Source organism: Acidobacteriota bacterium (assembly GCA_028875725.1).
Classification (GTDB): Bacteria; Acidobacteriota; Thermoanaerobaculia; order Multivoradales; family Multivoraceae; genus Multivorans.
This window is the reverse complement of record JAPPCR010000005.1, coordinates 294,262-317,634: the sequence shown is the minus strand read 5'-3', so window position 1 is coordinate 317,634 and position 23,373 is coordinate 294,262. Positions and strand designations below refer to the sequence as shown.

Sequence of the window (23,373 nt, the reverse complement as noted above, 5' to 3'; positions counted from 1 at the left end):
GTGTATGCTTGGCGCCGCTTGACCGGCCCCTCGCCACGCCTTCGTCCGCCGCGCCCACGACCCACGAGAACCACGCGTCGATGAGTCAGGTCGAGGCCGCCGGAACGCCCGAGACCGGCGGGCCGCCGCAGCGTCAGCCACTGGATGTCGCGACGGACACGCTGCGCTTCCTCGCCGTCGACATGGTCGAGCGGGCGAACAGCGGCCATCCGGGCGCGCCGATGGGCCAGGCGGCGATGGCGGCGCTGCTGTGGACGAAGTACCTGCGCTTCGCGCCCGGGGATCCCCAGTGGCCGAACCGGGACCGCTTTGTCCTTTCCTGCGGCCACGCGTCGGCGCTGATCTACGGCCTGCTGCACCTGGCCGGCTACGACCTGAGTCTCGACGAGATCCGGAACTTCCGCCAGTACGGCTCCTTGACTCCGGGACACCCGGAGCACGGCCTGACGCCCGGCGTCGAGGTGACGACCGGCCCGCTCGGCCAGGGCATCTCGGCCGCCGTCGGCATGGCGATCGCCGAGCAGCTCCTCGCGGTGCGTTTCAACCGTCCGGGCCACGTTCTGTTCAACCACCGGACCTGGGTCCTGGCCAGCGACGGCGACCTGATGGAGGGCGTCGCCTCCGAGGCCTGCTCGATGGCCGGTCACCTGGGCCTCGGCAAGCTGAATGTGCTCTACGACGCGAACCGGATCACGATCGACGGCCCGACCGACCTCAGCTTCAGCGAGGACGTGCTCGGCCGCTACAAGGCGTACGGCTGGCACACGCTGTCGGTTGAGGACGGCAACGACATCGATGCTCTCGACGCGGCGTTCGAGGCGGCGCTCGCGGAGACCGACCGCCCTAGCTTGATCCAGGTTCGCACCCACATCGGCTACGGCAGCCCGAGCAAGCAGGACAGCGCCGCCTCCCACGGCGCGCCGCTGGGCGCGGATGAAGTGGTGGCGACCAAGGAAGCCCTGGGCTGGCCGCTCGAGCCCGAGTTCCTGGTTCCCGAGGCGGCCCGCGCGGCCTTCGCGCCGGCTGCCGACTTCGGGTCCGAGGCTGCGGCCGAGTGGCAGGGACTGCTCGGGTCCTACCGCGACGAGTACCCGGAGGCGGCCGCCGAGCTGGACCGCCGTCTGGCCGTCGGCCTGCCGGACGGCTGGCGCGATGCCCTCCCGCGTTTCGATCCCGACGCCGGACCGATCGCCACGCGTTCCGCCTCCGGGGTCACGCTCAACGCGCTCAAGGACCTTGTGCCCGAGCTCGCTGGCGGCTCGGCCGACCTGACCGGCTCGAACAACACCCTGCTCGAAGGCGAGGGCGACTACGCGGCCGGTTCGCCGACGCGGCACTTCCGCTTCGGCGTGCGCGAGCACGCGATGGCCGCGGCGATGAACGGTCTGGCCCTGTCGGGCCTGTTCCGTCCCTACGGCGGCACCTTCCTCTGCTTCCTCGACTACCTGAAGCCGAGCCTGCGGCTGGCGGCGCTGATGGAACTCCGGGCGATCTACGTCTTCACCCACGACTCCGTGTTCCTCGGCGAGGACGGCCCGACCCACCAGCCGATCGAGCACCTGGCGCACCTGCGCGCCGTGCCGGGCCTGGTCGTCGTCCGCCCGGCCGACGCGAACGAGACCGCCGCCGCCTGGGCCCTGGCCCTCGAGACGCCGGGCCCCTGCGCTCTGGTCCTGACCCGCCAGAAGCTCCCCGTGCTCGAAGCGACCGCCGACGGCGCGCTGGAGGGAGTAAGCCGCGGCGCCTATGTCGTCAGCGACTGCGCCGGCGAACCCGACCTGATCCTGATCGCCACCGGCTCCGAGGTGGCGCCAACGCTGGAGGCCGCGGTCGAACTCACCGCCGAAGGCCACGCCGCCCGCGTCGTCAGCATGCCGTCCTGGGAGGCCTTCGCCGCCCAGTCACAGGAGTACCGGGACGAGGTGCTGCCACCGGGCGTCCGCCGCCGGCTGGCCGTCGAAGCCGCGGCGACCCTGGGCTGGGAACGCTGGACGGGCTCCGACGGCGACGTCCTCGGCCTCGACCGCTTCGGCGCCTCCGCGCCCTACGGCGCTCTGGTCGAGAACCTCGGCATCAACGCCGCCGCCATCGCGGATCGCGCGCGGCAACTCCTCGCCGGCTGATCGTCGCCCACTGTCGGCCGGCTCTCTGGGCGGCGCTACGATGAGGGCAGGATGATCCGCTCGCTCGCCTCCGCTTTCGCCGTCGCGCTGCTTCCGGCGCCGATATCCGCTCAGACCGACACCCCGTCACCGCTAGTCGCCGCCCTGGACGCCGACGGCGATGGCACTCTCCTCGCGTCCGAACTGCCCGCCCAGGCCAGGCGCGTCCTGCTCTGGGCGCTCGACGCCGACGACGACGGCGTCCTCTCAGCCGAGGAACTCGACGCGATCGGCCGTGGCGGCGCCGGCCGCGGCCGCAAGACCCGGCGCGGCCCCGACAACTGGGACTTCTCCGAGGAGACCACGAACCGAGTCCGCATCGTCCGCAACCTGGAGTACGCCACCGGCGACGCCTACGCCGGCGGCCGCGGCAAGCTCGACCTTTACATCCCGGCCGGCGACGGCCCGCATCCCGTCCTGGTCTTCTTCCACGGCGGCGGGCTCTACAACGGAGACAAGTACAGCCTCGTCGACCTGGGACCGCGGTTCGGGTCGCTCGGCTATCTCGTCGTGGCGCCCAACTACCGGCTGTCGCCCGAGTACGCCTACCCCGCCTACATCGAGGACGCGGCTGCGGCGTTCCGCTGGGTCTGGGACCACATCCGGGACTACGGCGGCGACCCGGAACGGATCGCCGTCTCCGGCGGCTCCGCCGGCGGCCACATCGCGGCGCTGCTCTCCGTCGACGAGCGCTACCTCCGCGCCCACGATCTGGATCTCGGCAACATCCGTGCGTCGCTGCCCATCACCGGCCTGATGAACGCCGAACGCGCCGGCCGCGAACGCCACCTGTTGACCTGGCGTGCCGACCCGGAAGTCGTCCGCGAAGCCTCGCCGATCCGCTACGTGGCGCCCGACCTGCCACCGATGCTGATCACCGTCGCGGACGGGGACACCGAGACTCGCCGTACGCAGAACGTGGAGATGTTTGAGGCGATGGAGGCCGCGGGCGCCGAAGTCGAGTTCGAGTGGCTGGTCGACCGCACCCACAACTCGATCCGGCCGAACATGGCGAAGGAAGGCGATGCGACAGTCGAGCTGCTGCTCGACTTTCTGCGCCGCCAGGGACTGGCGCCATAGTCGGCTCGCTTAGGGCGGCAACAGCGCCGCGAACTCCTCGAACGGCAGCACCTCCACATCCTCGATCCGCTGCGGCCGATCTCCCAGATAGACGACGATCCGGCGCTTCAGACGGTCGGTCCTCTGCGCCAGAGAGCGGAAGCCGCGAAGCACGGACCGATCCGCGCGCCGGCCTGCCTTGACTTCGATCCCCCAGACTTCCCGGCCCACTTCCAGGACGAAGTCGACCTCGGCACCGTGGCGGGTGCGGTAGTGGTAGAGAGCCGCCTCCGGCCAGAGCGTTCCCAGTCGGCGTTGGAGCTCGTAGGCCACGAGGTGTTCGAGCAGCAGGCCGCGCTCGTCGTCGAGCGGACGGTCGAGCGGCCGGCGGAGCAGGGCATTCCGCACGCCGAGGTCGAACAGGAAGAGCTTGCCGTGGCGCACCAGCGACGATCGGTCCGAGCCGCTCCAGGCCGGGACGCGGAAGGCGACCAGAGTGTCCTCGAGGACATCCAGATATCGCCTCGCGGTCTCGTAGGAGATGCCGGCGTCCTTGCAGAGCGAGTTCAGGTTGAGGATGCGGCCTGAAGCGGCCGCCGCCAGGTCAAGCAGGCGGGCAAAACCGCCGACATCGCGCACCAGGGCCTCAGCCTGGATCTCGGCGCACAGGTAGGTGTCGACATAGCTCCGGAGATCGAGCGCGCGGGTCGCGTCGTCCGTCTCCGAGTAGATGCCCGGCAGACTGCCGTGGGCCAGCACGCGGTCCAGGTCGAAGTCTGAACCGAGTTCCGCGACAAGCAACGGATGCATGTAGTGAACGTGGATCCGGCCGGGCAGCAGGTTGGCCTGTCCACGCCGCAGCTTGCGGGCGCTCGAACCGGACAGCAGGAAGCGGAAGCGGGGCGGCCTCTGGTCGAGGAGCACTTGCACGGCATCGAGCAGAGCCGGAACTCGCTGCACTTCGTCCAGGAAGACGGTCGTTGATTCCTTCGGCGCGACGGCCAGCTCCCGGGACAGCCGTTCCGGCTCTGCTACGTAGTCCCGGAACGCCCCCGGTTCGGCCAGGTTGACGATCAGGTCCGGCTCAAGGGTCGCCAGCAAGGTCGACTTGCCGACCTGGCGGGGGCCGAGAACAAGGGCGCTACGCTGCGATGAGCGCAGAACCGGAGCCAGCACTCGCTCGTACATGCGGGTAAACTAGCCGTATTTTTACCCGGATGCAATAGATTTATGCCGAAACGGGCGGCCAGGGAAGTGCCGGCGCACCGTGGTCGCGGCTACTCCGGCAGGCTGAAGGCGATGTAGTCGCCCCCCGAGGGGCCGCCCGTACGCCCGCCGCCGGCGGCGATCACGACGTACTGCTTGCCGTCCACGCTGTAGACGGCCGGCGTCGCGTAGCCGGCTGCCGACAGCTTCGCTTCCCAGAGGATCTCGCCGTTCCTCGTGTCGTAGGCGCGGAACATCTCGTCCGGCGTCGCTCCGATGAAGATGAGACCCGACGCCGTGACCACCGGGCCGCCGTAGTTGACCGCGCCGAAGCCGAGGCCGGGATGCGAGGGATAGTCGCCGAACGGCACCTTCCAGGCGATCTCGCCGGTGGCGAGGTCAATCGAGTTGAGCGTTCCCCAGGGCGGTGAGTTGCCGGGCAGGTTCTCGTGGTCGCGAAGATAGACGTAGCCGCCGAGCGCGTAGGCGAGTTCGCCCCGGGGCTCGTCCTCCTCGGGCTCCGGCGACAGGATGTACGCCTCGATCGCGCCCAGCTCGATCCGGTTGAGGTGCGCGAAACCCTCCATCCGGCCGCTGCCTTCGCGAATGATCCGGCGCATCTCGCCGCGCGACAGGCGGTCGCCGACGCCGAGCAGGGGGCCGCCCATGTCGGTGCCCTCGAGCTTCAACCCGTGGCAGCGTCCGCAGTGAAGCGCGTAGGTGCCGTAGCGGCTGAAGCCGACGGGAACTTCGGTGAGGTTGAGAATGCCGGCGACGTCGTTCGCGTTGACGATCAGGTGGTTGTTGCCCGGGTCGAACGCCGAGCCGCCCCACTCGCCGCCGCCGTCATACCAGGGCATGAAGAGCACGGTGCCGACCTTCGGCGGCGCCCAGGGGCGCAGATCCCAGTCCTTGATCCGCTCCTTGACGAACGCCCGCGCTTCCGGGGTGCGGTTCGTGATCTCGAAGTCCTGGCGGCTGATGACCACCGCCGACATCGGCTGGGTCGGCGCCGTCACTTCGCCCGGCAGGGTGCTCGGAATCGGCGTCTCGATCTCGTGGATCGGGTACATCGACTCGCCGGTCTCCCGGTCGAAGACGTAGAGCTGCCCCGTCTTCGTCGTGATCGCGACCGCGTCGATCGTGCGGCCGTCGCGCTCGAGCTGGACCAGGGTCGGCGGCGACGGATTGTCCTTGTCCCAGAGGTCGTGGCGGACGACCTGGAAGTGCCACTTGAGTTCGCCGGTCCGCGCGTCCACCGCCACCAGGGCGTCGGAGAACAGGTTGTCGCCGAGACGGCTCGCGCCGTAGAAGTCGGGGGTCGCCGACCCGGTCGGCGCGAACACGATGCCGCGCTCTTCGTCCAGCGCCATGCCGGTCCAGACGTTGGCGCCGCCCGCGCGCTCGAGCGAGCCGTCGGCCCAGGTCTCGGAGCCGGCGTCGCCCGGCTTCGGAATCGTGTCGAACTGCCAGACCAGGCTGCCGTCGACCGCGCTGAAGGCCCGGATCGAACCCGGGTACGCGTTCGCGTCCTCGTTCGTCGAGAAGCCGAGGATCAGCTTGTCTTCGAAGACGAGTCCCGGCACGGTGACGAAGATGACGCCGGCCCGGTCGACGTCCGGCGTCACGTCGAGGACACCGCCGTCGCCGAAGCCCTCGACCAGACTGCCGTCGGCGGCGTCGAGCGCGATCAGGTCCTTGCCGTGGGTGTAGAAGAGCCGCCGGTCGGAGCCGTTCTCCCACCACATGAGACCGCGCTGGGCGTTGCCGGGAAGCTCCAGTTCGCTGCGCCAGATCTCCTCGCCGGTGGCGGCGTCGAGCGCGAAGGCGTCGAGATGGGGCGAGAGGGCGTAGAGCACGCCGTCGATGACCAGGGGGCTCGTGTACATCGTGGCGCCCGCCCCCCGGGGTTCGCCCGCGTCGTAGACCCAGGCGACCTCGAGCCGGCTCACGTTGTCCCGGTCGATCTCGGTCAGCGGGCTGTAGTGCCGGCGTCCGGAGTCGCCGAGGTAGACCGGCCAGTCTTCGTCGGTCGGGCCGCAGGCAGTGAGGAGGAGCACCGCCGCGACGGCGGCGGTCGGGTTCGTGGCGCTGGCGGATCGCATGGCGAGCAATCGTACTTGCTCGCGGAAGGCCGATCCCCGCCCGGGGCGCGTGTATCCTGAACGGAAGAAACCCGAACGATGTTCGAAGGGGGGTACCCGATGAAGAGACTCGTAATCTCCTGCTTTCTGCTGGCGACGGCTGCGACCGCCGCCGAGGATCCGCCCAACATCGTCCTCCTCTTCGCCGACGACCTCGGCTACGGTGCGATCTCGGCCTACGGCGGCGCCGGCATCCCGACTCCGCACATCGACTCGCTCGGCGAGGACGGCGTGCGCTTCGTCTCCGGCTACATGACCGCGCCGGTGTGCAACCCGTCGCGCAACGGGCTGATCACGGGCCGCTACCAGCAGCGCTGGGGCAAGGAACTGAACTCCCAGACCGTGCCGCCGATCGGCGCCGCCCGGGGGACGCTCGGCATCCACCACCGCACGATCGCCGAGGCGCTGAAGACCGCCGGCTACACCAACGCCGCGATCGGCAAGTGGCAGCTCGGCATGCGGCGGCTGCTGCATCCGCTCGACCGCGGCTTCGACTATTTCTACGGCATGCCGTCCGGCATGAACTACGTCGACCCGAGCTGGCCGGGCGCGCACGCGCTGGAGATGAAGCCGGTGACCCGCGGGAACCCGGACCGCATCGTGGCCATGTTCAAGGGCCGCGAGGAGGACGAGCTGAAGGAGTACCAGACCACCCAGCTCGCCCGCGAAGGGATCGGTTTCATCGACCGCAACAGGGACGAACCCTTCTTCCTCTACCTCGCCTTCTACGCTCCGCACGGCCCGATGCAGGTGATGGACGAGCACTACCAGCGTTTTCCGGACTTCGACGATCCGTACCGGCGGGTCTACGCCGGCATGGTCAGCGCCCTGGACGACGCGGTCGGCATGGTCCTCGCCAAGCTCGAGGAGCACGGCCTCACAGACGACACGCTCGTCATCTTCACCGCCGACAACGGCGCGATGAGCACCGCGGACACCGAACGAGTCCACAACAGCCCCCTGATCGGCCACAAGCGGAACCTGTACGAAGGCGGCATCCGGGTGCCCTTCCTGATGCGCTTCCCCGGCCGCATCCCGGCCGGCACGGTCTACGAGCACCCGATCAGCTCGCTCGACCTCTTCGCCACCTTCGCGAGTGTGGCGGACGTCCCGAACGTGGAGAGCTACCGGCTCGACGGGGTCGACCTCATCCCCTACCTGTCAGGGGAGACGGAGGGCGCGCCGCACGAGTATCTGTTCTGGCGCTCCGGGCCCAACGCGGCCGTCCGTCACGGCTCCTGGAAGCTGCTGATGGCCGGGGATCGGGTCCGCCTCTATGACGTCGACCAGGATCCCTCCGAGTCCGAGGACCTGTCCGCCGCCAACCCGGAGGTCGTCGCGAAGCTGAAGGAGGCGTTCGCCAGGTGGAGCGAGGAGATGCAGGACGGCCGCGAGGCACCGCCGGGTCGGCGGGTGACCACCGATTACAACGGCGACACGATCGAGTGGCACATCTGAAGCTGCTGCGCAGATTGGAAGTCCGTTTCTGTTTTGCACAGGCGAGCCGTTCCCACATGATGAGACGCCCTCTAGGGATCGGTGCCGGCGCGTTTGCCGCGCTGCACCTGGCCCCAGCGCTCGAGGCGCAGGTGGGTGGCTACGCCCGTCTCTGAATCGACCTCGAAGATCGCGATCTGCTCCTTGTCGCGGGTGCCGGCGAAGCGGTGGTCACCAATCGGCAGGGTCTCTCGCCCGGCGATGAGCAGAACGCCGTCCTTCACCGCGACGGGTAGCGGGCTCCGCCCGAAGTCGTAGATGCCGGCATAACGCGTCAACTCGTCCTCGTCCAGGTCCACGGCGGAATGGTCCGGCTCGGCCACGCCGAGCACGGCCCTCGCGATGCGGGCCTCCAGAGGGCCGGGTTCGCCGCAGTTGCAGTTGGCGAGAACCGTGACGATCAGGTCGTCGTCCGGATACCAGGAGAGCTGGCTGAGGAAGCCGTTGATGCCGCCGCCGTGCTCGATCTTGGGGCGGCCGGCCATCTCGCCGACGAACAGGCCGAGGCCGTAGCCGATCTCGTCGCCGCCGGGCAGGCGTCGCCGGGTCGTCATCGCCTCGAGCCCGTCCGGCCCGACGACCTCGCCGGTGCCGAGCGCCACGATCCAGCGCACCAGGTCGAGGACGCTGGAGCCCAGTGCTCCGGCGGCGAACGGCAGGTGCATGGACAGCGGCTCGTCGTTCAGCAGGACACCGTCCTCGACCCGGTAGCCCTCGGCGCGATTGGGCACGATCGGGTCGTTGTAGAGGTAGTGCGACTCCCGCATCCCGAGCGGCCGGAAGAACGTCTCCTCGAGGTACTCCGCGTACGACTTGCCGCTCGCCTTCTCGACCAGCAGACCCGCCAGGTAGTAGCCGGAGTTGTTGTACTGGTAGCGGTCCCCCGGCTCGAACTCGTAGGGCTCGGCCGAGAACAGCTCGATCATCTGTTCGTGGGAGAGGTCGAGCCGGCCCTGCTCCCAGAACGCCGGCATTTCGGTGTAGCCCTTGATGCCGCTCGTGTGATCGAGCAACTGGCCTGCCGTGATGTGGAACTCGCCGACCGGGTAGTCGGGGAAGTACTTCGTCATCGGGTCGTCCAGGGCGACCTTCCCGTCCTCGACCAGTTTCATCACCGCCGCCGCCGTGAACTGCTTGGTGACGGAACCGATCCGGTAGACGGTGTGTTCGGTTGCGGGCACCCCGTTCTCTACATCGGCCAGGCCGTAGCCGCGGGCCAGGATCAGCTCGCCGCGGTGCTGGACCGCGACCGAGATGCCGGGCGTCTGCGTGGCCTCCATCGACTCCGTGACCAATCCGTCGATCCGGTCGAGCAGGGCGCCGCGGTCGTCGCCGTCGGCCGCCGCCGGCACTGACAGCGATGTGAGAGCGGCGAGAAAGACGAGCCACGCAGTCGATCGGTTTCGCATGGTGTCGATCCTATGGCGCGCTACTCTGGGGAGATGCCCATGTCAAAGCCTCGAACGATCTTCCCGAAGCTCTCGGCCGCGACCGTCATCCTGAGCCTCACCGTCCTCGGCTGTACCGACACGTCGTTGTCGGTCAACGACTACGCCGAGGCCCCCGCGCCGGCGTCGCGCACGGAGGGCTACAACGAGCAGCGCAACGTCTACTTCGGCGATGTCCACGTTCACACCCGGTACTCCTTCGACGCCTACCTGCTCGGCGCCGAGGTCTCGCCCGATGGGAGCTACCGCTTCGCCAAAGGCGAGGCGATCGAGAACACCTTCGGCGACGAGATGAAGCTCCGCGAGCCGCTGGACTTCCTCGCCGTCTCGGACCACGGGTTCTTCCTGGGAGTGGTGCCGCTGTGGGCCGACCCGTCGACTCGCGTGGGCCAGGTTCCCGGCGCGGAGGCCTTCCACGGCGTGAACGAGGGGGACAACCGGCATCCGTACTCAGTGCAGATGCGCTCGGTCCTGTTCCGGCAGCGCTTCGGAAGCCAGATGCGTACCGACGGCGGCTTCCTGAGGGGGCAGCGGGCGCGGATGGCCAACCACCCGCAGGTGCAGTACGCCTCCTTCGACGACGAGGGCCACCGCACGGCCTGGGAGGATTCGATCCTCGCCGCGGAACGCCACAACGACCCGGGCAACTTCACGACGTTCATCGCCTACGAGTGGACCTCGTCGACGCCGGCGCCCGAGTCGGCGGCATACCACCGCAACGTCATCTTCGAGGGGTCGGAGGCGCCGGCCCGGCCGTTCACGCGGATCGACTCGCACGAGCCCGAGCAGCTCTGGAACTGGATGGACCGGCTGCGCGAACAGGGCGTCGACAGCCTGGCGATCCCGCACAACTCGAACCAGTCCCACGGCCAGGTGTTCCGGCTCAAGTACTCGGACGGCCGCGCGGTCGACAACGCTTTCGCCGAGCAGCGGATGCGCAACGAGCCGCTGGTCGAACTGACCCAGGTCAAGGGCACGTCCGAGACCCACCCCCGGCTCTCGCCGGACGACGAGTGGGCCGACTTCGAGATCCTGAACACCCGCAAGGGCAAGATCAGCGCCCACAGCGATCCGAGCGGGAGCTATGCGCGGCAAGCCCTGGTCAGCGGCCTCGCGCTGGAGCAGGAGGGTCGCGGCAACCCGTTCAAGATCGGTTTCATCGGTTCGAGCGACACCCACAACGGCGCGCCCTCCTTCGACGAGTCGAACACCTTCGGGTCGTCGCCGGTCTCGGGAACGGCGGAGAACCGGGGCTCGGTCCCGGTCTCCCGGGAGCGGCTGGACTACATCGCCCGCCTGTCGCCCGCCGAGCAGGCGTTCGGCGACGTGGTCGACGACACGCTGGGACCGTACTTCGGCATGCGGCGCGCGCAGTTCTCGGCCTCCGGCCTCGCCGCCGTCTGGGCCGAGGAGAACACCCGGGACGCTATCTTCCAGTCGCTGCGCCGAAAGGAGGCCTACGCCACGTCCGGTACCCGCATCCGACTCCGCTTCTTCGGTGGCTTCGACTACGGCGGTCTCGATCCGGCGAGTCCGGACCTGATCGACCAGGCCTACGCCGGCGGCGTGCCGATGGGCGGCGACCTGGTCGCCGACAGCGCCGCGGCCCCCCGCTTCCTGGTCTGGGCCCAGCGGGACCGGCTCAGCGCGCCGCTCCAGCGCCTCCAGGTCGTCAAGGGCTGGTACGACAGCGGCTACCGCAAGGAGATCCGCGAGCAGGTCTACGACGTGGCCTGTGCCGATGGCGGAGCGGTCGATCCGGAGACCCGTCGCTGTCCGGACAACGGGGCGACGGTCGATCTCTCGGACTGCTCCTTCAGCGACGACCTGGGCGCCGGCGAACTGGCCACGGTCTGGGAGGACCCGGACTTCGACCCGGGTGCCGACGCCGTCTATTACGTGCGGGTGCTCGAGAACCCGACCTGCCGCTGGACCACCTGGGACGCGCTGCGGGCGGGCGTGGAACCCAGGGGCGGGGTCCCGCCGACGATCCAGGAACGCGCCTGGTCGTCGCCGATCTGGTACTACGCACCGCGCTAGCGCCGACATCAGAGGTGGGCCGAGTCGGCATTGACAAAAGAGTACCGATTCGATCCACTATCCCCCTTCCGATGCGCCGATTCGCCCGCAAGTTGCATCGCTACGCCGGACTCACGCTGGCGGTCTTTCTCGTGATCGTCGGTCTGACCGGGAGCGCGCTCGCGTTCTACGAGGAGATCGACGCCTGGCTGAATCCCGATCTGATGCACGTGCCGCCGGGGCGTACGGCGCTGCCGGCGTCCGAGCTCGTCTCGCGCATCGAGGCCTGGGACGACCGGATCCGGGTGACGAACGTGACGCTGCCCGGCGACAGCGGACACGCCGCGCGTGCCTATGTGCAGCCGAAGGCCCCGGCACTCGCCGCCGACCTGGACTACGCCGCCGAACTCGGCTTCGACCAGGTTTGGGCGGATCCGGCGTCGGGCGAGGTCCTCGGGACCCGTGACCGGGGAGCCTGCTGTTTCGGGCGCGCGGAGCTCATGCCCTTCATCTACCGCCTTCACTACACGCTCCACGCGCCGGGGCGCATCGGGGTCTGGTTTCTCGGCGGCATCTCGCTGCTGTGGGCCTTCGACTGCCTGATCGGCTTCTACCTGACGCTGCCGCGGCGCCGCCCGTTCTGGTCGCGCTGGAAGAAGTCGTGGGTTGTCAAGACGGATGCCGGCGGCGAGCGCGCGAACTACGACACGCACCGCGCGAGCGGCCTGTGGCTTTGGGGCGTCCTGTTCCTCCTCGCGGTCAGCGGCGTGTACTTCAACCTGAGTCGCGAGGTCTTCCGGCCGGTGGTCGAGGTGTTCTCGAAGCCGAAGCCGTACCCCTTCGAGACGCGCGAGGTCCTGGCGCGGGAAGACTGGGGCAGGGATCTGATCGGCTTCGACCGGGCGATCGACCTGGCCTCCGTCGAGGCCTCGCGCCGCGGCTGGCCGGCCGGGTTGAGCCGGGTAGGCGTCGTGCCTTCGCAGGCCTACTACATCGTCTACTTTGAGCCCTTCGAGGGCATCCGGTCCGGCCTGGGGTCGCCGATTCTCTACGTCGACGGCCACGACGGCGCCCTGATCGGCGACAGCGTGCCGCTGGAGGGCAGCGCCGCGGACGTGATCTACCGCCTGCAGTTCCCCATCCACAGCGGCCAGATTCTCGGCCTCCCCGGGCGCATCATCGTCTTCCTGGCCGGCATCGTCACGGCGGTGCTGTCCGTCACCGGCGTCGTCATCTGGGCGCTGGGCGTGCGGCGCCGGGCCCGGCAGCGCGAACGGAACGGGCAGCGCGGCGAACCGGCGGGCGGTTCGCTTCCGGGGCGGCGCCTGGTCGCGTCGGGAACGAGCCTGCTGGCTCCACCCGGCGAACCGTCTGGTGGGCCGTGAGGGGATCGAACCCCCGACCCTTGGATTAAAAGTCCACTGCTCTACCAACTGAGCTAACGGCCCGGCGCAGTATACGGCTCTACTCGTTGACGGCCGCTCGCACCGCCGGCAACCGTTCCCCCAGCCACTCCTCGAGGCTTGAGCCACCGCTGACGACCGTCTCCTCACGCCGCGGGCCGGAAGAGATCAGATCCGCGCTGGCGTCGAGCTCCTGCTCCAGGAAGTCGACGTAGTCGAGGGCAGCCTGAGGCAGGTCGCGCCGGTCGAGCACGCCGCGCGTGTCCTGCTTCCAGCCGGGGAAGGCGCGGTAGATCGGCTCGGCGGCTTCCAGGCGGTCGGTGACCGCCGGCAGGTTGCGCACCACTTCGCCGCCGATGCGGTAGGCGACGCAGACCTGGAGCTCGTCGAGTTCGTCCAGCACGTCGATCTTCGTGAGCGCCAGACTACGGGCGCCGTTGACCCGGGAGGCGTGCCGCAGGACGACCAGGTCGAGCCAGCCGCAGCGGCGCGGCCGGCCGGTCGTCGTGCCGAACTCGTGGCCGCGGTCCCGCAGGTGGAGGCCGACGCCGTCGACCAGCTCGGTGGGCATCGGCCCCTCGCCAACCCGGGTCGTGTACGCCTTGACCACTCCGATCGCGCCATCGATCGCGGTCGGCGGCACGCCGCTGCCGGTCGCGGCGCCGCCGGTCGTCGAGTTCGAGCTCGTGACGTAGGGGTAGGTGCCATGGTCGACATCGAGCAGCGCGCCCTGCGCGCCCTCGAACAGCACGGTGCCGCCACTCCGGATCAGACCGTCCAGTTCGACCGGGAGGTCGCAGAGGTAGGGAGACAGGCGTTCCGCCCAGCGGGTGAAGTCGGCCGCGGCGGCTCCGGGGTCCAGCTCGGCGCCCTCCGCTGCCGGGCGCTCGAAGTCCGCCACGCGCACGATCTGCCGGTTCATCATCGCCTCGCGGCCGGCGACGAGCTCGGCCAAACGGATGCCGGTGCGGCCGATCTTGCTCTCGTACGCGGGGCCGATGCCCTTGGCGGTCGTGCCGATCCGGTCCGCGCCGCGCGCCTCTTCGCGCACTCGGTCGAGGGCGACGTGGACGGGCGTCAGGGCGTGGGCGCGGTCGGAGATCCTGAGCCGCCCGGCGGTACGAATCCCGCGCTGCTCCAGTTGGTCGACCTCGCCCAGGAAGGCGTCCGGGTCGATCACCATGCCGTTGCCGAGGTAGCAGGCCACTCCCTCGTGCAGGATGCCGGAGGGGATCAGGTGCAGCGCGAAGTGCTCGTCGCCCTCGCCGCTGCCGAACTTCACCGTGTGGCCGGCGTTGTTGCCGCCCTGGAAGCGCACCACGGCATCGAAGGCGGGACAGAGGAGATCGATGATCTTCCCCTTGCCCTCGTCGCCCCACTGCATGCCGACGACGACTACGTTCGCCACGTCCGGTTCCCTAAAGCAAACTCGCGGTTCGGCCCGCATCGCGGTGACGCGGGGAGCGCGACCCTACCAGCGCTGCCGTATCATCCTGGCCCGTGGCCGAACCTGCTGGCGCCGCTCCTTACGTTCGCGCGTTGCTGGCCGCCTGCGGCCGCGACCTGAAGGCCGGACTGTTGTTCGGCGCGCTGCTGTTCGGCGGCCCGATCTCGCTGGCGCACCTGGTGCACAACCGGACGGACAGCGCGGTTGTGGGAATCGCCGCGCTGCTGCTCTTCGCGCTGCTTTACGGGGCCTGGGCTGGCGCCGCCTTCGGCGGCCTCGGGCTGCTGCTTCGCCTGCTGGCCCGCCTGCGCCGCGGGCCCGCCGGGAACCCGGCCACGGTCGCGGCCTGCCTCTTCAATGTCGTCTTCTTCGAGCTCGTCCTCTTCTACGGTCTGACCTATGGGCAGGTCCCCTGGTTCACGCCGGCCGGCGTCCGGGGCATGGCGCTGTTTCTTGCCGTGGCCTGCACCCTGTCAGGCGCCGCCATCTGGATCGTCACCTGGGCGCTGGCGGCTCGGCTCGTCGGTCTTTCCGCCTCCGGTCGACTGCCGCGACTCGTGGTCGGGCTCGCGATCGCCCTGGTCGCGGCCCACGTGGCGCTGCCGGTCGCGTTCCGGCTCGTTCCGGAGGAAAGGGCGGCGTCCTTCGACCCGACGGCGCTGGTCGCCGGCGAAGGACCGCCGGTGGCCCTGCTCGGCTTCGACGGTGTGGACCCCGACATGCTCGACAAGCTGATCGACGCCGGCGAGTTGCCGCACATGGCGGAGTTCGTCCGCGAAGGTACGTCGAGCCGGCTCGGGACGATCAGCGACGCGAACTCCGCCGTGATCTGGGCGTCGATCTACACCGGCGAGTCGCCACGGCGCCACGGCGTCCACGACTTCTACCGGATCCGCTTTCCCGGTTCGGGCGCCGGCCTGTTTCCTGTCCACCGGACGAGTTTCAAGGAGCTGGTCGACCTGGTGGCCCGGGTGCCGGTGGTTTCGCGGCGTTTCGTCAACCGGCTCGACCTGCCGTCGCCGCCGATCTGGGAGATCACGGACCGGGCCGGCCTGCCGACGGTCGTCGTCGACGGCTACTTCTACTCGTTCCCGGCTCAGCGGATGCTCGAGCCGTCGAGCCGGATGCTCGGCTACGGCCTGAACGACGCACTGGCGGCTTCCGGCGGCGCGGACGCGACGCTCGAGTGGTTCGCCCAGCCGCCCGACGTGCCTCAGGAGGTTCTGGATGCGGCCGCCGGCCGGCCGGACCTCGACTGGCAGCACCGGGCCGTGCTCACCCTGCTGGAGCACCGCGCCGGGCAGGGCCTGCCGCCGCCGCGCTTCCTCAACCTCAACACCCATGAACCGGACACCGTCTCCCACCAGCGCTGGCGTTGGGCCGAGCCGGAGCTGTTCCCGTTCGTCTCCCGGGCCGGTATCGAGGAGCACGGAGAGGCCGTGGCCGATGTCTACCGGCAGATCGACGGCCTGGTCGGCGAACTGCGCCAGGCCCTGGGGCCGGAGACGATCTTCGTCGTCGCCTCGGACCACGGCCAATCACCGACCTTCGTCCACCGGCTGTACACCCAGCATCGGCACGGTCCGGACGGCGTCCTGTTGCTGTACGGCCCCGGCATCCGCCGCGGCCATCGGCTGGAAAGCAGCCACGTATTCGACATCTTCCCGACCGTGCTGGCCCTGCTCGGGTTGCCTGTCCCGGAGGACGCCGAGGGCAGGGTGCTGGAGGGGGCGTTCGAGACGCCGCCGGATCCGGGCCCGGCTCGCCGGGTTGCGACCTACCGCAACGCTTGGGAGCCCGTCGACACAGTCGGCGGCACGGACGTCGAGCGGACGCGCCAGGAGATCGAGCGCCTGAAGGCGATGGGGTACCTGTAGCGCGTCTCGCGCAGAATGGGCCCATGTCCACCGTCCGGCAGGCGCTCGCCGCCCTCGACCGTGCCGCCGCCGGCCAGTCGATGATGGATCTGGCCACGGAGCTCTACGCCATCCCCCGCAGCCTCACCGGCGATGGCGTCCGCGCGACGCTGGACCGGATAGGGAGCCGGATTCCCCTCGAACTCCACGAGCTTCCCACCGGCACATCGGTCCTCGACTGGACCGTGCCGCGGGAGTGGAACCCGCGCGAGGCGTGGATCCGCGATCCCTCGGGCCGAAAGGTCGTCGACTTCGCCGACCACAACCTCCACCTGGTCGGCTACAGCGCGCCGGTTCACCGCAAGGTGACGCTCGACGAGTTGCGGCCGCATCTCCACAGCCTGCCGGAACAGCCGGACCTGATCCCGTACCGCACCTCCTACTACGAGGAAACCTGGGGCTTCTGCCTGCCCCATCGCCTGTTCGAGTCGCTGCCCGACAGCGAGTACGAGGTCTTCATCGATGCCTCGCTCGAGGACGGCTCGATGACCTGGGGCGAGTGCCTGCTGCCCGGCGCGACCGCCGAAGAGGTCCTCGTCTCGAGCCACGTCTGCCATCCCCAGCTCGCCAACGACAACCTCTCCGGGATCGCCGTCGCCGTCCACCTGGCCGAGGTCCTCGCCCGGGTTCCGGAACGCCGCTACAGCTACCGCTTCCTGTTCGCCCCGGGAGGCATCGGTGCGATCGCCTGGCTGGCCCGGAACCGTGAGCGGCTGGAGACCTTCCGGCACGGCCTGATCGCCGCCAACCTGGGCGATACCGGCGCCTTCCACTACAAGAAGAGCCGCCATGGCGACCGCGAGGTCGACCGCGCCGTGGCCGCCGCCCTGGCCGACCTCGGCGAGGAGCTTGTCACCGAGGACTTCTTCCCCTTCGGCTACGACGAGCGCCAGTACTGCTCACCGGGCTTCGACCTGCCAGTCGGCGTGCTGACCCGCACCCCCTGGGGACGCTACCCCGAGTACCACACCTCCGCGGACGACCTGGACTTCATCGGCCCGGAAGCCCTCACCGGCTCGCTCGCTGCGTACCTGGCGACCGCCGCCGTACTGGAGGAAGGACCGGATGCGCCGCCGTCGCCGCCGGCCGCCGCCGAAGGCGGCCAGAAAAGCGCCGGCGGCCGCCGCTACCGCAACCTCGAGCCTTTCGGCGAACCCCAGCTCGGCCGCCGCGGCCTCTACGGCGGCCTCGGCGGCGGCGGCCGCAGGGAGTTCGAGATCGCGATGCTGTGGGTGCTCAACCAGAGCGACGGCGAGCACTCCCTGGACGACATCGCGGAACGTTCGGGGTTGCCGCCGGGCGTCGTCGGCGAGGCGGCCGACGCGCTGTGCGAAGCGGGTTTGCTGGAAGAGCTGGCCTGAGCGCGCCTCACTCCGGCGCGCCGGCCGCCTCCACCCGGATCGGCAGCCGCAGCGGTACGCCGCCGCGCTGCTCGAACCAGGCGACCTGCTCGTAGACGAGGTCGATCTCCAGCGTGTAGTCGCCCGGCTCGTCCGGTGCCCGCACCCGCAGCATCACCGTCTCGAAGCCGCCGGGCGCCAGCTCCGGCAGCAGGCTGCGCCGGCCTTCCGGGGCGATCCGGGGACCGGCCTCTTCGCCTTCACCCGTCGCAATCCCCTGCCGCCAGCGGGACGCGAGGTTCACCCCCACGTAGCCCTGGCGGCGCCAGGTCACCTGGGACTCGTTCGTCACGCCGACCGGGAGTTCGACCTCCGCCCCGGCGGGCAGCGTGGCCGGCATCAGGCCGACCGTGCCGATCCGGGCCGCGAAGACGTCAGCGTTCATGTGCTCTTCGCTGGCGAGGAGCCGCAGTTCGGCGCCGAGGTAGAAGGTCTCTTCGGTCTCGCGGTTCCAGGCGTAGACGGCGCAGGGGGCCGGCGGCCGCACCCTGGTCCAGGTGGTCGGCGCGCCGCGGGTGGTCTCGACGCGCAGGCGGTGGACGTAGCTGCGTTGGCCGTCGCGCCTCCTCGCCCTGTGCGGCTTTCGGGAGTGCAGGGTCACGCGCTGGCGCCGGCCGGCCTCGGCGAACTCCACGTCGACCGCCGGACCGCCGTCGAGGCGCAGGCGCACACGGTTCGGCGCCACGGGCGAGGTGACGAAGAGCGTCAGGCTGTCGAACCGGTGCCGGGACTCGAGGAACAGCTCGCTCGGACCGCGGGCGGCGACCCACCAGGCACCGCCGCGCTCCAGCACCCGGTCGGCACGGCCCAGGATCCGCATGCCCGCGATGCTCCTCCGCTCGTAGCCGGGCACGTTGCGCAACGAGAACTCGAACGGCAGATAGCGCAGCGGCGCGTTGCGGGTGTGCGCCTGCAGCGTCGGCGCGGGCACGGTGACGCCGAAGGGCGCGAGCACCATCGCGCCGGTGAACAGGCCGGCGGCGAGCCCGCCGGCCGGCAGCGTCCAGGGCGGGATCCGGCCGGGCACGAGGAACAGGAAGGCCGGCATCACGCTGACGAAGTAGCGGTTTCCGATGAAGCCGCCGCCGCCCTGCCAGTTCCAGCCGATGAACAGCAGGAAGTAGCCGGCGATCACGGCCAGCCCGAGGACCAGCAGCCAGCGGTCCCGGTCCCGGCGGCCGCTGAACAGGAACAAACCGAAGGCGAGGGCCGCGAACGGGTGGTAGGGCAGCAGGCCGGCATGGCGGCCGACCAGGAAGTAGCCGGCGTTCTCGACGATCTCGCCGAACGACTGGCGGGGAACGCGGAAGAGCCAGGAGAACGTGTTGCCGGTCGGCGACTCGGGGATCGTGACCGTGGCCGCCGCTTCGCCGGTGGTCGGGGCCTGGCCTTCGGCGACCCGGCGCGCCTCGACGATCTCCGCCGGCCAGCCGCCCGGCTCGCAGACGCGGACCGCCGCCCGCACGTCGGAGCCCAGGTAGGGCAGGAGCTGGCCGGTCCAGCCGAGCGACATCGCGGACAGCAGCGCCAGCGTGCCCGCGAAGCCGGCGATCCAGAGGGCGGCCGTCCGCCACTGCCGCCGCAGCAGGAAGGCGCCGGCCAGCGGCAGCGCGATCGCGGCGAACATCGGCTTGTTGTAGGCCGGCAACGCCAGCAACACGCCGGAGAGAGCGGTCAGCCACCACGCGCGCCGGCGGTTCTCGAAGCCCCAGTAGAGGGCGCCGAAGACGCCGAACATGTTGAGCACCTCCGGCTGGAGCCAGAACACGTAGCGCGAGCAGGCCGAGAGCAGCAGCAGGCCGCAGGCGAAGGCGGCGGCGACCGCGGGCGAGGCCCGCCGCGCCAGGAACATCGCGGCCATCCACAGCATGGCGACGAAGAGCGCCATGTTGAAGAACAGCAGCCCGTTCGCGCCCCACAGGGCGGCGAAGGGCGCGCCGAACAGCGGGTAGGCCAGCGGCTTGCCGTAGTGGACGGTCTGCCATCCGTCCGAGGTCATCAGGATCAGGTTGCCGGTCGACGTGAACGGAAACTCCTCGAGCAGCCGGTCGCCGTCCGCCGGCTCGTAGCTCAGGTCGAGGTCGCGAGCGAGGCTGAGCGCCATCAGGTAGTAGGCGGGCTCGTCCGCCTTGAGCGTCGCCGGTTGACCGGGTTTGCCGATCGTCAGCGGCACAGCCAGCAGGAAGAGACTCAGGGCCGCCAGCGTCACAGTCGCGGTGCGGCTCGCGAAGAGTCCCTCGCGGTCCCGGAGCCGGGCCTGGAAGCGCGCGGACAGTGCCCGGATCGTGCTCCTCACGGTCGTACTCCGGCAGGCCGTCCGGGTTCGGCGCGCCAGTCGGACGTGCCCGGCCAGAGCGCGCGCAGGAGACCCGAGGTGGAGTCGCGGTCGAGAACGGGCGCCGCCGAGGTCGCCGTCGCCCCCTCGAAGCGCAGCGTCGACACCGGCCCGGCCGCGGTCCAGGTTCGGCTCGCCCCTTCGAGGTAGAGCAGCGTGTCGTCGTCGCCGGCCCACTCGGCGTAGAGCGAATCAGGGGGAGCCGCCCAGTCTTCGCCGCTCCAGCGTCCGTCCTCGAAGCGCGCCGTTCGCACCCGGTAGACGCGGCCGTCGTAGCGGCTCCAGGCGACCGCGGCACCCTCCCGGGTGGCGAGGAGCCGCGGCGTGATGTCGGGTACGCGATTGTCGGCCGAAACGCGGCCGCCGACCCAGTTTCCGCCCGGCTGCCGTTGCCGCCAGACGAGCTCGTCGTCCTCGCCGTCGTAGGCGCACCAGACGAGCAGCCAGGAACCGTCGGCGAGCACAGCCGCGTCCAGAGCGGTCTGGGAACCTGGGCCATCCGCGACCAGGCGGACGGCGGGTTCGAAGGCGCCGTCGCTCCAGGGCGCCAGCCAGACCTCCTGGGCGCGCGGACGGCTCGCTTCCAGCCAGGCGAGGCCGTGCAGGGGCTCGGGGCCGTCCGACGCGAGCCACCGGGCCGAGGCGAGCCGGTTTCCCGGTCTCGCCCGTTCCGGCGCCGGCAGAGCGGTCACTTCCGTCCCGCGGCCGGCGTACAGCAGGAAGCGCGGCCCGTCCGCGCCGCGGGCGAAACCGGCGACCGCCCACTCGACGCCGCCGTCGGGTTGCGGGCCGAGCAGAACCAGGTCCGCGTAGCGGGTGGCGCCCACCGCTCCGGCCTCGGGCAACACCACGGAATGCTCGGTCCCCAGCCACAGGACGGGCGGTTCGGCGGTCGCCTGCAAGTGCGCCCAGTCCGATCCGCGGTAGGCGGTGAGCCCGTCTGCGGCCATTCCCGGGGGGAACGCGCCGGCCAAGGCGAGGATCGTCAGCGTCAGGCGAAGCGACCTCGGCATCAACCGCAGCTTACCGGCCGGTAAGCTCCGCTTGTGTCGAGGTTTGCCGATCGGGTCGCGGTCGTGGCCGGGGCCACCGGCGCGATCGGCGGAGCGGTCGCCCGGTCGCTCGCCGGGGAAGGGGCGTCCCTGGTGCTCCTGGGCCAGGACGAGGCGCGGCTCCGGGAGATCGAGGCCGAGCTCGAAGCAGGCGCCGCCGCCGTTCGGACCGTCGCGGGGGACCTCACTGGCGAGTCGGCGGTCGAGGCGGCGGGCGCCGCCGCGGCGCAACTCGGCGACGGCGTCGACCTCCTCGTCCACGCCGCCGGCGCCTTCCGGGCGGGCTCCGTCGAATCGGCGCCGGCCGGGGACCTCGACCTCCAGTTCGCCGTCAACGTCCGCGCTCCGTACCTTCTGACCCAACGTCTGTTGCCGGCGCTTCGTGCCCGCCGTGGCCTGGTCGTCTTCGTCAACTCGACGGCGGGTCTCGGGGCGGGCGCCGGCAGCGCCGCCTACGCCGCGAGCAAGCACGCCCTGCGGGCGGTCGCCGACGGCCTGCGCGCCGAAGTGAACGCCGACGGCGTCCGGGTGCTGAGCGTCTACCCCGGCAGGACCCGCGGCCGGATGCAGCGGGAGGTCTGCCGGAGTCTCGGCCAGCGCTACGACGCCGAGCGCTTCCTCGACCCCGCGGACGTGGCGACGGCGATCGTCGACGCCGCCGCGCTGCCGCCGTCGGCCGAGCTCTACGACCTGCGGCTCAGGCCAGCGAGCAAGCCGCGGCTGTAGCGCCAGTCTTCCGACTACTCGCCGTCCGCCGCCGGCTTGCGCGACGTCACGACGTAACCCAGCGCGCGAAGCCGTTCCATCTCTTCCGGGCTGATCTCGGGCTCGCCGCGTTCGGCGAGCCGGGCGGCCAGGTCGGAACCGTTCTCCGCCTGCCAGCGCTCCTGCAGTCGGCGCGCGAAGTCGTCTTCCGCGGCGCCCGGCTCGACTGTGCCGTCGGCGCCCCAGTCGAAGGCCTGGAGCCCGGGCCGCGTGCCGGGCGCCCCCATCAGCGGCGGCGCGTTCTCGAACTCACGTTCGAGGCGAGCCGTCAGTTCCTCCGGCGCTTCCGGCAGCGGCGATGGCGGCTCAGCGCCCGCGAGCGCCAGCATCGCGTCGTAGTAGCGCTCCTCGGCGGGTGCGAAACGGCTGGTCCACATGAGCTGGCGATCGCCCTCGACCAGGGACATCCGGTTCACGCCGTTGCCCAGGTAGAGCTCGGACAACGCTCCGTCCGTGCTGGGTTCGAACAGGCTGGGCGGACTGCCGCGCGGCGGCGTCCCGCCGGCGGCTTCGATCAGCGTGGAGAACAGGCGGTGGTTGGCGACGGTCGCGCCGGGGTCGATGGCACGGGGCCAGCCCACCGGCAGCTTGACGATCAGGGGAACCTCGATCAACACGCGATGCAGATTGTTGCCGTGCAGAACCTGGCCGTTCTCGCCGAACTCCTCCCCGTGGTCGGAGGTCACGGCGATCAGGGCTTCGTCGAAGTGTCCGCTGTCACGCAGCGCGTCCAGCATCTCGCCGACCTGGCTGTCCGCGTGGGCGGCGGTCAATTGATAGAGCTGCCAGGCCCTTTCCCGTTGATCCGCGTCGAGTGGTCTTTCCGGGTCCGCGAACGGCCGCATGTCGAGCGGGGTGATTCGCTCCGGCAGATCGTCGCGCGGCGCGTCCAGGCGGTCGAGATAGCGGGCGTGGCGGCGGTAGGGCGCGTGCGGCGGCAGCAGGTGCATCCACACGAACTGGGGACCGCCGTCGAGCCCCGCCAGGATCTCCGTGACCCGTTCCATCCGGCTCACGGGGCCGAAGCGGTCGAAGCCGCGGACATAGCCGAAGGTCTGGGTGAGCCAACTGTTCGAACGGAAGGCCGCGTTCTCGTAGCCGAGCTCACGGAGGACCTCGGGCAGCGTCGGCACGTCGTCGCGCAGGTGGGCACGGGCGCTGTGCCAACTGCCGTGACGCCAGGGTTGCTGGCCGGTGAACAGCGACGCCATGGACGGCACCGTCCAGCTCGACGTCGTGATCGCCGTACCGGACCAGTCCGCCTCGGCTGCGAGGCGATCCAGGTTCGGCAGCAGCCCGGTGCCGACCAGGTCGGCGCGCAACGCGTCGATGGTGATCAGCACGATAGGCCCGCGGTGAACCGGCGGCGCCTCGGCGCAGCCCGTCCACAGGGCCGCGGCGCCGAGCGCTAGCGACAGGTGGACTCCGGCTAGGCGCGGCCTCATGCGGCTACTTTATGGCCGTATTCGGGAGGCGGGGATCCCGCGCCGGACAAAGCGGGAGGCGGTGTTCGGGTTGCC

General features: G+C 70.4%; 15 protein-coding genes and 1 tRNA gene. 8 read left to right on the top strand and 8 right to left on the bottom strand.

Annotation, left to right across the window (positions count from 1 at the left end; genetic code table 11):
• Positions 1-80 precede the first annotated feature (80 nt).
• On the top strand, positions 81-2,123 hold the full coding sequence (gene tkt, locus OXI49_01605; protein ID MDE2689180.1) for a transketolase: 2,043 nt from the start codon (positions 81-83) through the stop codon (positions 2,121-2,123).
• A gap of 51 nt (positions 2,124-2,174) precedes the next feature.
• Positions 2,175-3,242, top strand: coding sequence for an alpha/beta hydrolase (locus tag OXI49_01600; GenBank protein ID MDE2689179.1), 1,068 nt, complete (start codon positions 2,175-2,177; stop codon positions 3,240-3,242).
• A gap of 9 nt (positions 3,243-3,251) precedes the next feature.
• Here the strand turns inward: OXI49_01600 and OXI49_01595 are convergent, their stop codons facing one another.
• Positions 3,252-4,409, bottom strand: a complete 1,158-nt coding sequence (locus OXI49_01595; GenBank protein MDE2689178.1) for an ATP-binding protein — start codon at positions 4,407-4,409, stop codon at positions 3,252-3,254.
• 89 nt (positions 4,410-4,498) lie between these two features.
• On the bottom strand, positions 4,499-6,532 hold the full coding sequence (locus OXI49_01590; protein ID MDE2689177.1) for a PQQ-binding-like beta-propeller repeat protein: 2,034 nt from the start codon (positions 6,530-6,532) through the stop codon (positions 4,499-4,501).
• Positions 6,533-6,631: 99 nt separating this feature from the next.
• On the opposite strand from OXI49_01590, the gene OXI49_01585 reads away from it, so the two are divergent.
• A complete protein-coding gene (locus tag OXI49_01585) occupies positions 6,632-8,029 on the top strand; it encodes a sulfatase-like hydrolase/transferase (GenBank protein ID MDE2689176.1) in 1,398 nt (465 codons plus the stop codon).
• A gap of 71 nt (positions 8,030-8,100) precedes the next feature.
• Here the strand turns inward: OXI49_01585 and OXI49_01580 are convergent, their stop codons facing one another.
• Positions 8,101-9,477, bottom strand: a complete 1,377-nt coding sequence (locus OXI49_01580) for a serine hydrolase (protein MDE2689175.1) — start codon at positions 9,475-9,477, stop codon at positions 8,101-8,103.
• Positions 9,478-9,516: 39 nt separating this feature from the next.
• On the opposite strand from OXI49_01580, the gene OXI49_01575 reads away from it, so the two are divergent.
• Together OXI49_01575 and OXI49_01570 are read left to right on the top strand one after the other, a co-directional pair.
• A complete protein-coding gene (locus OXI49_01575; GenBank protein ID MDE2689174.1) occupies positions 9,517-11,556 on the top strand; it encodes a DUF3604 domain-containing protein in 2,040 nt (679 codons plus the stop codon).
• 71 nt (positions 11,557-11,627) lie between these two features.
• Positions 11,628-12,920, top strand: coding sequence for a PepSY-associated TM helix domain-containing protein (locus OXI49_01570; protein ID MDE2689173.1), 1,293 nt, complete (start codon positions 11,628-11,630; stop codon positions 12,918-12,920).
• On the opposite strand, the gene OXI49_01565 is transcribed toward OXI49_01570, so the two are convergent.
• Together OXI49_01565 and OXI49_01560 are read right to left on the bottom strand one after the other, a co-directional pair.
• Positions 12,908-12,983 (bottom strand) — tRNA-Lys (locus OXI49_01565). The two genes, OXI49_01570 and OXI49_01565, sit on opposite strands and share 13 nt — an antisense overlap.
• A 16-nt stretch (positions 12,984-12,999) precedes the next feature.
• A complete protein-coding gene (locus OXI49_01560; GenBank protein ID MDE2689172.1) occupies positions 13,000-14,346 on the bottom strand; it encodes an adenylosuccinate synthase in 1,347 nt (448 codons plus the stop codon).
• A 92-nt stretch (positions 14,347-14,438) separates the two neighbouring features.
• Here OXI49_01560 and OXI49_01555 point away from each other — a divergent pair, with 92 nt between their 5' ends.
• Both OXI49_01555 and OXI49_01550 read left to right on the top strand, forming a co-directional pair.
• Complete coding sequence (locus tag OXI49_01555; protein MDE2689171.1) at positions 14,439-16,262, top strand: alkaline phosphatase family protein; 1,824 nt, start codon at positions 14,439-14,441, stop codon at positions 16,260-16,262.
• 80 nt (positions 16,263-16,342) lie between these two features.
• Positions 16,343-17,662, top strand: coding sequence for a DUF4910 domain-containing protein (locus OXI49_01550; GenBank protein MDE2689170.1), 1,320 nt, complete (start codon positions 16,343-16,345; stop codon positions 17,660-17,662).
• Positions 17,663-17,669: 7 nt separating this feature from the next.
• Here OXI49_01550 and OXI49_01545 read toward each other — a convergent pair whose 3' ends face one another.
• The gene (locus tag OXI49_01545) at positions 17,670-19,997 is read right to left on the bottom strand and encodes a glycosyltransferase 87 family protein (protein MDE2689169.1); all 2,328 of its coding nucleotides are present in this window, start codon (positions 19,995-19,997) and stop codon (positions 17,670-17,672) included.
• Positions 19,994-21,049: a hypothetical protein gene (locus tag OXI49_01540; GenBank protein ID MDE2689168.1), complete on the bottom strand. Its 1,056-nt coding sequence runs from the start codon at positions 21,047-21,049 to the stop codon at positions 19,994-19,996. The genes OXI49_01545 and OXI49_01540 overlap by 4 nt, the downstream gene beginning before the upstream one ends.
• Positions 21,050-21,112: 63 nt before the next feature.
• Here OXI49_01540 and OXI49_01535 point away from each other — a divergent pair, with 63 nt between their 5' ends.
• Complete coding sequence (locus OXI49_01535; protein ID MDE2689167.1) at positions 21,113-21,814, top strand: SDR family NAD(P)-dependent oxidoreductase; 702 nt, start codon at positions 21,113-21,115, stop codon at positions 21,812-21,814.
• A 14-nt stretch (positions 21,815-21,828) separates the two neighbouring features.
• Here OXI49_01535 and OXI49_01530 read toward each other — a convergent pair whose 3' ends face one another.
• Positions 21,829-23,298, bottom strand: a complete 1,470-nt coding sequence (locus OXI49_01530; protein ID MDE2689166.1) for a sulfatase — start codon at positions 23,296-23,298, stop codon at positions 21,829-21,831.
• Between the last annotated feature and the right edge of the window lie 75 nt (positions 23,299-23,373).

Excerpts from the sequence above, each read along its gene's own strand:
- OXI49_01530 (MDE2689166.1), bottom strand. The coding sequence starts at position 23,298 with ATGAGGCCGCGCCTAGCCGGAGTCCACCTGTCGCTAGCGCTCGGCGCC.
- OXI49_01600 (MDE2689179.1), top strand. The coding sequence starts at position 2,175 with ATGATCCGCTCGCTCGCCTCCGCTTTCGCCGTCGCGCTGCTTCCGGCG.
- OXI49_01540 (MDE2689168.1), bottom strand. The coding sequence starts at position 21,049 with ATGCCGAGGTCGCTTCGCCTGACGCTGACGATCCTCGCCTTGGCCGGC.
- OXI49_01595 (MDE2689178.1), bottom strand. The coding sequence starts at position 4,409 with ATGTACGAGCGAGTGCTGGCTCCGGTTCTGCGCTCATCGCAGCGTAGC.
- OXI49_01550 (MDE2689170.1), top strand. The coding sequence starts at position 16,343 with ATGATGGATCTGGCCACGGAGCTCTACGCCATCCCCCGCAGCCTCACC.
- OXI49_01570 (MDE2689173.1), top strand. The coding sequence starts at position 11,628 with ATGCGCCGATTCGCCCGCAAGTTGCATCGCTACGCCGGACTCACGCTG.
- OXI49_01590 (MDE2689177.1), bottom strand. The coding sequence starts at position 6,532 with ATGCGATCCGCCAGCGCCACGAACCCGACCGCCGCCGTCGCGGCGGTG.
- OXI49_01585 (MDE2689176.1), top strand. The coding sequence starts at position 6,632 with ATGAAGAGACTCGTAATCTCCTGCTTTCTGCTGGCGACGGCTGCGACC.
- OXI49_01580 (MDE2689175.1), bottom strand. The coding sequence starts at position 9,477 with ATGCGAAACCGATCGACTGCGTGGCTCGTCTTTCTCGCCGCTCTCACA.
- tkt (MDE2689180.1), top strand. The coding sequence starts at position 81 with ATGAGTCAGGTCGAGGCCGCCGGAACGCCCGAGACCGGCGGGCCGCCG.
- OXI49_01575 (MDE2689174.1), top strand. The coding sequence starts at position 9,517 with ATGTCAAAGCCTCGAACGATCTTCCCGAAGCTCTCGGCCGCGACCGTC.